Below are 11,328 nucleotides of genomic sequence, written 5' to 3'. Positions count from 1 at the left end.
TTCAAGTATTCCCCTATGTTTTAACCGATTAAAGTAATTAAATACCCTTTTCCAGGGACCAAAATCTTTGGGTAAATCCCTCCAGAAACAGCCATTTTTGGTAATGTAAAATATACCATCCCATAAACGTCTGGCATCCCTAGGGGGCGGCCTGCCTTGTTTCCCCCTTCTTTTGTAAATTATCTTTTCGACTACGGCTCATTCTTCATCTGTTAAATCACTCGTATAGCTCGTTGACATCTCATATCCTCCCTTTGATGCCAATCATAACGATGTCCCTCCAATACTTCAACCTTTTGCGTGACTGGTTCTTATTATAACAAAAATTACCTCATCTCGCAACAGTCCCAAGTTGTTGTCGATAAGAAGATGAAACAAGTAATATGCACTGCTTTTGCAAATGGTAAACCCTTCTATAAAAGCTATTACTGATACCGGGTATCAAGGCATACAAAAGCTGCATAGCAAATCTGAATTACCAAGAAAGAAGACTAAGAAAAACCCGTTAACAAAAGAGGATAAGCAGAAAAACCAAGAGCTCGCCAGTGAAAGAGTGGTTAATGAAAATGTTATCGGTATGCTCAAACGATTTAAAATCATATCTGACAAATATAGAAACAGACGCAAAAGGTTTGGCCTCAGATTCAATTTGATTGCAGCTATTTATAACATGGAGCTAGTATAAATGAGTTTCGAAAGAGGTTTATTGAAGAAACCGCTCAAAATTTGAGCCTGTACTTGGATACTCAAAACTTCCCCTATAAACCTCTTAACTTTGGCGCGCTCTTCAAAGATTAGATCTATAGCACTGCCATTACCTTCTTTATTCCATCTATGCATCGTATTGTTGTGTATTCCAAAAACTTCGGATGCTTCTTTTTGCGTTTTGCTTTTCAGTTTTCGCTATATGGTTTCGTTGATATTTTTCCTTTAACAATACCATATCTCTTTACCTAATGTAAGGTGGTTTACTATAAAAACATTAGAACCATTCGTTGCAAGAATTGTTATCATCAAAAAACATAATAAAGCCGATCTATATATTGTTTCCGAAAATAGACCTCCTAATACGAAACGTCATACACCACTTACTTACGCAGCAGGATTTATAGGAGCAAATTTACAAGAGCAGTAATAGTATATTAGAGTAGACAGCAATGCTGTGCATATCTTATACTTGAACCTAGCTCCGTTCTTGCTAGGTTAAATAATTCTTCTTCTAAGGTACGTCCTTGTTATAATATAATGCCTATATATCAAAAATATATTGCGCGCAACATCCTCTGGCCTTTCTTGTCTATCAGCCTTGTGGTAATAGGTATAGCCTGGACTCACCGCCTCTTTAAGTTATCTCATCTTTTTAGCAGTGGCGTTGCTGTTGCAGATTTTTTATCTGTAAGCGTAATGCTTCTGCCGCAAGTATTTTTTACGATTTCGCCTTACGTATGCAGTTTGGCGGTGGTATACATCTACTATCTTATGAACAATAGTAGAGAAATTTTAATTCTACAAAGTAGTGGCTTGAGCTATTGGGATTTAGCAAAACCAGCTTTCATTTTCTGCTTATCCACCACCCTACTCTCTCTTTCTTTGGCATGTTTTGTAATAGGTCCGTCTTATGCAAAGCTAATGGAGCGGCTAGATGCACTAAAAAATCGCTATCTTTCTCTAGTAGTACGAGAACAAACCTTTAATAAAATCACCAGAAACATTTATTTATATATTGAAAAGAAAGATACGAATGGCTTTTTGACAAATTTAATTTTAATAGATCGTAGTGCGGGCGAGCAGCTTATTCTCGCTGAAAGTGGAAGAATATTTGCTTGTGATGATAACAAATATAAGATTGAGATTATCAATGGTTTGCGCCAAGCTAGGAATAGCAATGGTGAGATGGAGAATTTAAGATTCGCTCGTTTATTTTTACAGATAGAATTAGACAGCATGATGAATTTTCAGAGTGATAATAGGTTTGATTTTTATTCAATGAGTACCTGGAAATTATTGAAGATCCAACCCAATCATTTATTAGATATGACGCGAATAAAAGAAATGAGAGCGGTGGCCCATCAGAGAATAATATGGCCTATATATAATTTGGCTCTACCGATGCTAGCGTTATCTCTTTTTTTGCGAATGAAGAGGTTTGATAGAAGCGGCGGCGATTTCTTTTTAATATACATAATATTATTGCTAGCTTGCGCAAGCGGCGTGTATCTTACGTTGCAATATCTAGTTGCCAGTAATGACACTTTAGTGTTATATTGTTATTTATACACCGCAACCCTCCTAGCCTTCTATTTATTAATTTTATTATTCTAACAAGAATTCGAATAAAAAAATGCTTACTAATATCTCGGGCTTTCCTGAATTTTTACCACAGGATCAGATTATTTTTAACAGAGTTTTGCAAATTATTCGAACTCGATTTGAGTCTCATAATTTTTTACCACTTGACACCCCGGCGGTGGAAAGGGTTGATACTCTTTTGGCTAAAGGTAACGACAACGAGATATATGGCTTATATAGACTTGCGCATAAGGGTGGTGGCGATGCAAAAGAGCGAGATTTAGCTCTGCGCTTTGACTTAACCGTGCCACTTGCTAGATATGTTGCGCAACATCATGCTAAATTATTTTTCCCATACAAGCGCTATCACATAGCCCCGGTATGGCGTGGGGAAAGGGCGCAAACTGGTAGGTATCGGCAGTTTTATCAATGTGATATAGATGTGATTGACAGCCGCCCCTTAACTCACCTTTCTGATGCCGAAGGGTTGTTTATGGTGTATGATGTGTTGAGTACAATAGGTTTGACTAATTTTATTATTAGTTTAAATCATTATCAGCTCTTAACTGGGCTAGTAAGCACCGTGATATCAGACCAGTCTAAGATACAAGATTTAATTGCCATCATAGACAAGCGTGCCAAAATATCTAACCAAGAGCTGCAGGAGCAAATGAGTGTATATCTAGCAGATGATGCGTTAGATTGGATGATGCTGGCCATGAATTCACCCCAATTAACTATTAATAATGCAAGTTGTTTTGAGTATATAAGGAGCTGGGATGCTTTTCAGCGTTCTGTAGCTGCCCAGGAGGGCTTGTTTGAATTACAAAAAGTGCATGAGGCGTGTAAGGCATTTGGTATACCAGACAAAGCTATGCAGGTGAACCCATTTTTAGCACGTGGTTTAAACTATTATACCGGGGTGGTTGCGGAGGCCAGGGCGCTTGACTTTCCAGAGCTAGGTAGTATTGCTGGAGGAGGGAGATATGATAATCTGACTTCTTATTTTGTAAAAAATAAAACTTTTGCTGGCGTTGGTTTTTCTATAGGTATTTCGCGTTTGATACCTAGGATGATAGAAGATGGGATATTAGGCGAGAGTAAGTGTACTTTAGCTGATGTGTTGGTTACAGTGCAGGATGTGGCTGTTTTTAGCCAGTATGTTAATATCGCAAAGCTGCTGCGCGCGAGTGGGCTGAATACAGAGTTGTACTCTGGATGTGCGCCGCTCGGGAGTCAGATAAAATATGCAGATAAGAAAGGTATACGCTTTGTGATTATTGCTAATGCAGATGAGTTAAGAGGCAATGATGTGATTTTAAAAGATCTAGAAAAGAATGAACAGAGAACTATATCGATAGAACAGTTAGTGCATAATGTGTTGATGCGATAGTAAATGGTTGTTAGAATTATTACGCTTTTAAACCCTCCTCGTTGTTAAACACATCAAGAATTTCTGCGTTAGCTTTTGTAGCTCTTCGTATTCCTTGAGTTGATTTAGATACTGATGTATTTGATGTATTTTAGAATCTATTCTTTCTTGCATCTTTCTTTCTATTTCAAAACCACGCATTTTATTCAGAATTAATTCGAAGTCTTTATCATTTTTCTTGCTTTTTTGCATGATATTAATCAACCAATCTCGTTCTTCTGAATTCATCGCATTTTTCAGCAAGATAACTGGGAGGGTGAACTTTCCTTCGATAAAATCACCTCCGGCCTTCTTACCTAAGATTTGCGAATCTCCAAAATAATCTAAAAGATCATCTTGCATCTGAAACATCATGCCAATTTCCACTCCTATCTTCTCTAATACATCGGCACATGTATTTTTTGTACAAAATAATGCGCTCATCCTGCAAATTGCCCCAAAAAGGCATGCGGTTTTGTTATGGATGATGCGATGATATTCCGCTTCATCTACTTCTATTTTCTTGCGCAATAAACTGAGTTGCTCTACTTCGCCCTGAATAATAAGATGGGAATTTTTAGAAATGCATCGCATAATTTCCACGTCGCCTACTTGCGCAAGTAGCTCAAAAGCCTTACTTAAAAGAAAGTCGCCAACTAAAATTGCTAGCTTACTGCCCCAAATGAGGTGAGCTGTTTGTTTATTGCGTCTAATTTGTCCATCATCTATCACGTCATCATGAAATAATGTGGCTGTATGAATAAATTCTATAGCTGTAGCAAGCGTGATTTGAGCAGGATCTTGTTGACCAAAGCCCTTGTTAAGTAGAAAAAAGAGTAGAGATCGCACCCCCTTTCCTCCACCATCTAGCAAATGCTTGCTGATGGTATATAGAGTGTCTTGCTCTTGTTGCAGTAGCTGCTTAATGAACTCATGCATTTGTCCTATTTCTTTATATAATAAATCACTTAATTCTTCCATTTATTCTACCGATAATTAATTTTTTGGCTCAAATACCACTTATAGAGAAAAAAGTTAGGCAAAAAGCTATTTTTTATTTCCTTGTCCAAAATTCTCATTCATACTCAAATATTATATTGCTTTTATTTTTTTAAAAATCATTTCCATAAATCACACCGCTGTATGCAGTCTGCGCAAAAAATAGATACGAAGCAAGTAGTAACAAAAGATTGGTATGCGAGTAGATATGAAAGAGCGCTTGTGCAGCGTAATATTGCTTTAGCGATAGTTATTCTAAACATTATTTTGTGTTGTTGTCTATTAGCGGTGACTACGTATGTGATGCAGAGCAAGAGTTTTGATCCGTTTATTATACAGTTAGATAATAAAACTGGCGAGACGACGGTTGTACAGTTAGTGAATAATTCAACGTTAGAAGCTACTGAATCATTATCTAGATATTTCGTGAAAAAGTACGTAACTGCGCGAGAAACCTATAATTCAGCAGATTTTGCTGGTTACTCACGTAATGTAGTACGATTAATGTCTACAAGTGATGTGTATTGGCAATATGTTGGGATAGTTACTAACAAAGACAGAAATCCTGAAACGCTCTATGGCACGAGTAATAGTACTTATCTTACGGTCAAATCATGGTCAAAGTTGGCTAAAAATAAACTTATGCTTAGATTTGCATTAACCGAGACAGCTGGTGCGAGAAGGGTGTTTAATAAGTTAGCGATAGTAGATTTTGATTATGTTCCAACGGAGTTAAAAGAGAAGGAATTAGATATTAATCCAGTAGGTTTTCAAGTTAAAGGTTATAGAGTAGATGATGACAATAGCTAGGTTTTTTTCATTAGACTTTTTAAGAAGCGGCACTACAAATGGCGATTTGCATTTTGGTCCAACTTTCAAATCCACCATACTGTTTACGGAGCTTCTTTACAGAAGTTTGCTATCATTTTTTCTTATTGTGTTGACGCTTTTTGCGGTACCAAAGGTGTCTGCTGCAGACAGTAGAATTAAAGTGTATACATACAGCAAAAACCAAGTGTATCTTCTTACCCTGCATTACGGTTTTCAGTCTAGCATTGAGCTCGCTAAAGGAGAGGAGGTGATGACAATCACGTTGGGTGATAATTTTGCATGGAAGATTACGCCGGTAGATAATATTTTGTTTATCAAACCAATGGAGCGTAACATTCGTACAAATATGACGATAATTACAAACAAAAGGGTCTATCAATTCGATTTAGTTTCTGAGGATTTAGAACCTGGTAAGGAAGAGAATTTAGTGTATGTGATTAAGTTTTGTTATCCAAAAAATCAGTCTATGAAAGAGAGTTAGAGAGGTTTTATCAGTGAGTAAAGAGCAGCCTAAAGTTAAGTACGATTTATCTCAAGTAGCAAGCAATCCTAAAACAAATATGTTAGTTTTTGGTGTAGTGATTGTAATTGTTGTATATTTCGCTTTTCATTTTATTTTTTCGAAAAAAAACCAAGAAGAAGATAGAGCTATAGTAAGAGAAATACCGCAAGATATTGCTAGACCCGCGCAAGATATTAATGTGACTCAGGTGGAAGAGGCGCGTTTGCCGCAGATTGTTGAGCCTATATTGGATGCACCTAAACGAGAGGAGGTTGTTGCTCCGCCACTGCCCCCAGATATTTCTTCGCGAAAAGAGAGCGTTTTGGAAACTACAGGTGAGGTGGATGAAATAGCGCCTCCGGTAAAGGTGATTCAAGATAACGAAGCTAGTAAGGTTCAGGCCGTAGACAACGTAAAAGATCCGCAGCGCGAGGAAGCAAAGCGTAGAGCTGGTATTATGCTGATTTCCGGTGGGGCTCCAGCCAAAACCAAAGAGGAGATTGAGCAAGAAAACTCTTTTGTTAAAAGGGGCTCGAATGAATTTTTATTGGCAAAGGGCAAAATAATAGATGTTGTGTTGGAGACGGCGATTAATACCGACTTTGGTGGCGAGATAACAGCGATCGTGAGTCGTGATGTGTTTGCTGAGGGTGGAAAAAATATTCTCATTCCTAAGGGCTCTAAGGCTTTTGGGCAATATCAAGCCGGTTTGGGTGCTATTTATGGCAGAATAGCTATTACGTGGAATCGTATAGACTTATTAAATGGTTATACTTTAAACCTTGAAGGAGTAGCGGTGGATAATTTAGGCAGAACCGGTATAGAAGGAAAGCTTGACCATAAATTTAAAGAGATATTAACAAACTCTGTGTTCGCATCTTTAGTGAATATCGGTATAGGTTATGGGCTGGATAAACTTGTGCCACCTGTGATACAAAATCAAACTGCTGGTGCTAACTCAAATTCTGCTACAGAGATTAATAATTTAGCGTTCAGCATCTATCAGGATCCAGGCAAGAGTGACGCTCAGAAAATCCAATCTATTTGCGGATCTGTACCACCAATTATTCCATTGAACGCTGGTGATTCTTATACGCAGTTTGTAAACACTTGTAACACCCTCAACGTTAGCCCTGATCCTGTTAATCAGAAGCTACAGGCATTGATGGCGGCGGTGAATAAAACCGCGGTGTCTATTATGACATATACTAACAATTCTGTGAATCCAACTCAGTCGCAAGAGGCGTCCGTGCAGGCGTTTAAAGATCTTACTAACACCATAAAAGATATGATGGGAGCGCAACCTTTTGCTATGAACATTACAGTGAATCAAGGAACTTTAATTAAGATATACGTAAATAGAGACTATTCCTTTCCTAAACACGTGGTTATGAAGAGGAGGTATGTGCAATGACATCATCGCATGCTGCATTAGATAGCTATCTTTTGCCATTTAATAAGATTTTTGCAGAAGAGGGAGTGAACGAGGTTACCGTTAACAAACCTAAAGAGGTGTGGATAGAAAAGGCTGGAGATTTTAGGTCTGAGATCATGGATGAACTAGATCTAGATCATCTGCTTGGTTTAGGTAGGCTTATAGCGCAGTCTACAGAGCAAACGATTTCTGCCGAAAAGCCTTTGCTTTCAGCTACATTGCCTAATGGTTATAGGGTGCAGATAGTATTCCCTCCAGCGTGTGAAGTGGGTAAGGTTTGTTATTCTATCAGAAAAGGCAGCCAAGTGCATTTGTCTTTAGAAGATTACGAGCGACTTGGTATGTTTAGCAGCACTAGCATAAAATCGGAAGTGAATCAAAACGATATAGAGCTTAAGGAGCTATTAGAGAGTGGACGGCTTAAGGAGTTTATACAGCAAGCCATTTTGTATAAGAAAAATATCATTATCAGTGGCGGCACTTCTACTGGCAAAACAACCTTCACTAACGCTGGGTTGGGGGCTATACCAATGCATGAGCGCATTATTACGGTAGAGGATGCTAGGGAGATTATACTAGCGCAACCTAACGCGGCGCATTTGTTAGTTTCTAAAGGGGGGCAGGGATTAGCCAAGGTTACTACTCAAGATCTAATAGAGGCTTGTTTGCGCCTTAGACCAGATAGAATAATAGTGGGCGAGTTGCGCGGCGCCGAAGCATTTAGTTTTTTAAGAGCTATTAATACAGGTCATCCTGGGTCTATTGCTACTTTGCATGCTGATAGCCCTGATATGGCATTAGAACAGCTTAAATTAATGGTAACGCAAGCGGGTTTAGATATTCCGCCATCAGAGATAACAAAATATATCAATAGCGTAGTAGATGTAGTGGTTCAATTGAAAAGAGGTGAGAAAGGTTTACGTTATGTTTCTGAAATTAAATATAATCGTATGTAAATTCTGAGATATGTTTGTTAGATTACGCAGGATTTTTCTTCATTTTTTATTTCACCTCACGGTATTGATTATCAATCTGTGGGTTACGGGGTATTGTGTTGCGGTTATTACTAACCAATTGTCGTTGGTGCGGTTTGATTTTACTTGTGTACTACTTGCAAAAACGTGGATGAAATGGCTAATTGTGAATTGGTCTGATTTAGATTGGAAAATGCATAATCACCTTAAAATAAAGTTGATTTTAAGTATGTTTGTGCCACCAATTATCACAAGCATGGTGTATAAACTACATGCAACCAAAATTTCCTCGTTAAAATTCTTTGAAAAACCAGAGCAAGTATATGGAGATGCGCACTGGGCCACTCCTGCGGAGGTGCGTAAAGCAAACTTGAGAGCCAAGCGCGGTATGTTGCTTGGTAAAGATGATGAGGGGTTTTTTGTAGCAGATGGGTTTCAGCACACATTATTGTTCGCCCCTACTGGTTCTGGTAAGGGTGTGGGCTTTGCTATTCCTAACTTGCTTTTCTGGGAAGATTCTATTTTTGTGCATGATATCAAGCTAGAGAATTATCTTTTAACTAGTGGATGGCGTAAGCAAAGGGGGCAGGAAGTGTTTGTGTGGGAGCCGGCTAACCCAGATGGCATTACTCATTGTTACAATCCAATAGATTGGATTAGTAAAAAGCCAGGGCAAATGGTGGATGACGTGCAAAAAATATGCAATTTGTTATTACCTAAGCAGGATTTCTGGGAAAATGAGGCTAGAAGCTTATTGATGGGCATTATTTTATATTTAGTATCTAACGACACAAAACCCAAAACCTTTGGAGAAGTAGTAAGAACCCTGCGTAGCGATGACTGCGCTGGCACCTTGGCCACTGCACTTGATGCTTATGGGGCGAAGATGAGCCCTATAGGATATATGAACATTTCTGCCTTCTTGCAAAAAGCAGACAAGGAGCGTTCTGGCGTTGTTTCTACATTAAACTCCTCTCTAGAGTTATGGGCCAACCCTTTGATAGATGCCGCAACAGCTTCTTCTGATTTTAATATATTAGAGATGAAGAAGAAGAGAGTGACTGTGTATGTTGGGTTAACCCCAGACAATATACAAAGGCTGCAAAAGCTTATGCAGGTTTTTTACCAGCAGGCCACTGAGTTCTTAACTCGTAAGATGCCAGACCTTAAGGAAGAGCCTTATGGCGTGATGTTTTTGTTAGATGAGTTTCCTACTTTGGGAAAAATGGAGAGTTTTAAGGCAGGCATTGCCTACTTTCGTGGTTATAGGGTGCGTTTGCTTTTGATTATTCAAGATACTCAGCAGCTAAAGGGGATTTATGAGGAGGCTGGCATGAACTCTTTCCTTTCCAACTCTACTTTCAGAGTAACTTTTGCAGCTAACAACTATGAAACTGCTAATCTCATTTCTCAGCTGTGCGGTACAAAAACAGTAACCAATACTTCTAGAAGTAAGGGTGTGGGTACTATGAGCTTAGATACAAATAAGATGTCTGAGAGCATTTCAACGGTACAAAGAGCCCTACTCTTGCCTCAAGAGGTTATTGGATTGCCGCAGGATGAGCAGATCATTCTCATCGAGTCATTCCCACCAATTAAATCAAAAAAAATTCGTTATTTTCAGGATGGTGATTTTATAACCAAACTACTAAAAGCCACTTTCGTGCCAAAGCAAGAGCCGTATATTCCAAATGCCGAGGTGATAGAGGAAGATGGTCCCGAAGATGCTGGCTTTTTCGAAGAAAGCGATGGCTCTAGTGCTGATGGTCTAAATGGTGAGGAGGTTAATCCTAACTAAATATAGACAGTAGAATGTGTTTGTTAAACAATAGATATAAAGAACAGACCTCTTGTGCAGGCTCTACTCCTTTATGGTAACTGCGCCCGTCACTATCGATTCGAAACCCTCACTTCATGTACGCTCAAAGTTCTGAGCTTTCATTTGATCTTTGCATTTGCTCTCAATTGAGCGAGTTTTGTAAGAGGTCTAGCGAAATATCATATCAATTTTTGTTAGTTTTTTAGTAGTAACTAAATAGTTCATCTGCTCTGAAAGGTAATTTTGTTGCCAAAACTCCTTGCGTTCCTCGAGACCGTTAAATTGGTTGTGTATAGTAAATTAAATTGAGGTTTGCAAGACAAAGAACTGATTTAAAGTATCATAAAGTTTATCAAAAGAAGAGATTCTGTCTTTAATCCAACGTTTCATATTTGCCAAGAATTTTTCTATCGGATTTAAGTTTTTACGAAAATCTTGACTATAGGATGATGGCATTTTCTTTTTATTTTATCGCATTATATAGATTGGTTTTATCATTTTTCATATTATTCTTCATCATAATCAAGATATTGCTCCGGTGATTTTCCAACTTTTTCAACAATACGCGGATACCTTGTTTTTTCTAAAGGCTCTGCAATAGATTTGCATTCGACTAGAAAAATCCACTCATCCCCATAATCAAATAAAAATGCCATTTTCTTTTTTGGCTCAAACACCGAGTAAATTTTTGTTTTCTTAACTCCTTGCGCATTTTCACTTGGATCGCAATCGTCCATATCAGCAAACAGTTCATAAATTTCATCGCTGCTGTATAAATCTTTAATGTTATTGTAAAAACCAAATGCATGATCCATATCAAAATCAAAAGATTTTACTATGAAATTTGCCAAGTCATAGAGGCTTTTTTCACCTTTTATTTCTATGATCCTGAAAGTGTTATTATCTACAGAGATTTTAAAAGTATAAATTTTGTTTTTCATTCCTTCCTCATGCTGCGTCCGCTGTTTGTTGCTGTAAAATGCCGCGCAAATGCTCATCAAACCCTTGCTTATTTTCCCCTAAACTCACAAAAAAGGATTCTTCGGCCGCAAGGAGATCTTTTGCTGC

The 11,328-nt window shown here is 38.2% G+C and carries 10 protein-coding genes and 1 pseudogene; 8 read left to right on the top strand and 3 right to left on the bottom strand.

Features of this window, described 5'->3' with window-relative positions; translation table 11 throughout:
- Positions 1 to 180: transposase (locus Sarmat_RS07355; RefSeq protein ID WP_410520497.1), on the bottom strand; the 180-nt coding region annotated here is incomplete at its 3' end.
- Positions 181 to 312: 132 nt separating this feature from the next.
- Here Sarmat_RS07355 and Sarmat_RS04110 point away from each other — a divergent pair.
- From Sarmat_RS04110 to hisS, 3 genes and pseudogenes are all read left to right on the top strand, one after another.
- Positions 313 to 685, top strand: a pseudogene (locus Sarmat_RS04110) (transposase family protein); the annotation flags it as partial.
- A 560-nt stretch (positions 686 to 1,245) separates the two neighbouring features.
- Positions 1,246 to 2,322, top strand: a complete 1,077-nt coding sequence (locus Sarmat_RS04105) for an LptF/LptG family permease (protein WP_202149559.1) — start codon at positions 1,246 to 1,248, stop codon at positions 2,320 to 2,322.
- Positions 2,323 to 2,341: 19 nt separating this feature from the next.
- Complete coding sequence (gene hisS / locus Sarmat_RS04100; RefSeq protein ID WP_202149558.1) at positions 2,342 to 3,682, top strand: histidine--tRNA ligase; 1,341 nt, start codon at positions 2,342 to 2,344, stop codon at positions 3,680 to 3,682.
- Between the two features lie 27 nt (positions 3,683 to 3,709).
- On the opposite strand, the gene Sarmat_RS04095 is transcribed toward hisS, so the two are convergent.
- Positions 3,710 to 4,639: a polyprenyl synthetase family protein gene (locus Sarmat_RS04095; RefSeq protein ID WP_202149557.1), complete on the bottom strand. Its 930-nt coding sequence runs from the start codon at positions 4,637 to 4,639 to the stop codon at positions 3,710 to 3,712.
- Positions 4,640 to 4,843: 204 nt separating this feature from the next.
- On the opposite strand from Sarmat_RS04095, the gene Sarmat_RS04090 reads away from it, so the two are divergent.
- Genes Sarmat_RS04090 through Sarmat_RS04070 form a run of 5 tightly spaced genes read left to right on the top strand, consistent with a single transcriptional unit; the run spans position 4,844 to position 10,239 of the window.
- A complete protein-coding gene (locus Sarmat_RS04090) occupies positions 4,844 to 5,509 on the top strand; it encodes a VirB8 family type IV secretion system protein (RefSeq protein ID WP_202149556.1) in 666 nt (221 codons plus the stop codon).
- A complete protein-coding gene (locus Sarmat_RS04085) occupies positions 5,496 to 6,011 on the top strand; it encodes a TrbG/VirB9 family P-type conjugative transfer protein (RefSeq protein ID WP_202149555.1) in 516 nt (171 codons plus the stop codon). The genes Sarmat_RS04090 and Sarmat_RS04085 overlap by 14 nt, the downstream gene beginning before the upstream one ends.
- A gap of 13 nt (positions 6,012 to 6,024) precedes the next feature.
- Complete coding sequence (locus Sarmat_RS04080) at positions 6,025 to 7,446, top strand: TrbI/VirB10 family protein (RefSeq protein ID WP_202149554.1); 1,422 nt, start codon at positions 6,025 to 6,027, stop codon at positions 7,444 to 7,446.
- A complete protein-coding gene (virB11, locus tag Sarmat_RS04075) occupies positions 7,443 to 8,423 on the top strand; it encodes a P-type DNA transfer ATPase VirB11 (protein WP_202149553.1) in 981 nt (326 codons plus the stop codon). Before Sarmat_RS04080 ends, virB11 begins: the two co-directional genes overlap by 4 nt.
- Before the next feature lie 10 nt (positions 8,424 to 8,433).
- The gene (locus Sarmat_RS04070; RefSeq protein WP_202149552.1) at positions 8,434 to 10,239 is read left to right on the top strand and encodes a type IV secretory system conjugative DNA transfer family protein; all 1,806 of its coding nucleotides are present in this window, start codon (positions 8,434 to 8,436) and stop codon (positions 10,237 to 10,239) included.
- A gap of 527 nt (positions 10,240 to 10,766) precedes the next feature.
- On the opposite strand, the gene Sarmat_RS04065 is transcribed toward Sarmat_RS04070, so the two are convergent.
- A complete protein-coding gene (locus tag Sarmat_RS04065) occupies positions 10,767 to 11,201 on the bottom strand; it encodes an IS1096 element passenger TnpR family protein (protein WP_202149551.1) in 435 nt (144 codons plus the stop codon).
- Between the last annotated feature and the right edge of the window lie 127 nt (positions 11,202 to 11,328).

The organism is Candidatus Sarmatiella mevalonica (assembly GCF_016751895.1).
Classification (GTDB): Bacteria; Pseudomonadota; Alphaproteobacteria; order Rickettsiales; family Rickettsiaceae; genus Sarmatiella; species Sarmatiella mevalonica.
Note: the sequence above shows the minus strand (reverse complement) of the source record. Positions and strands in the feature narration are given on the sequence as shown.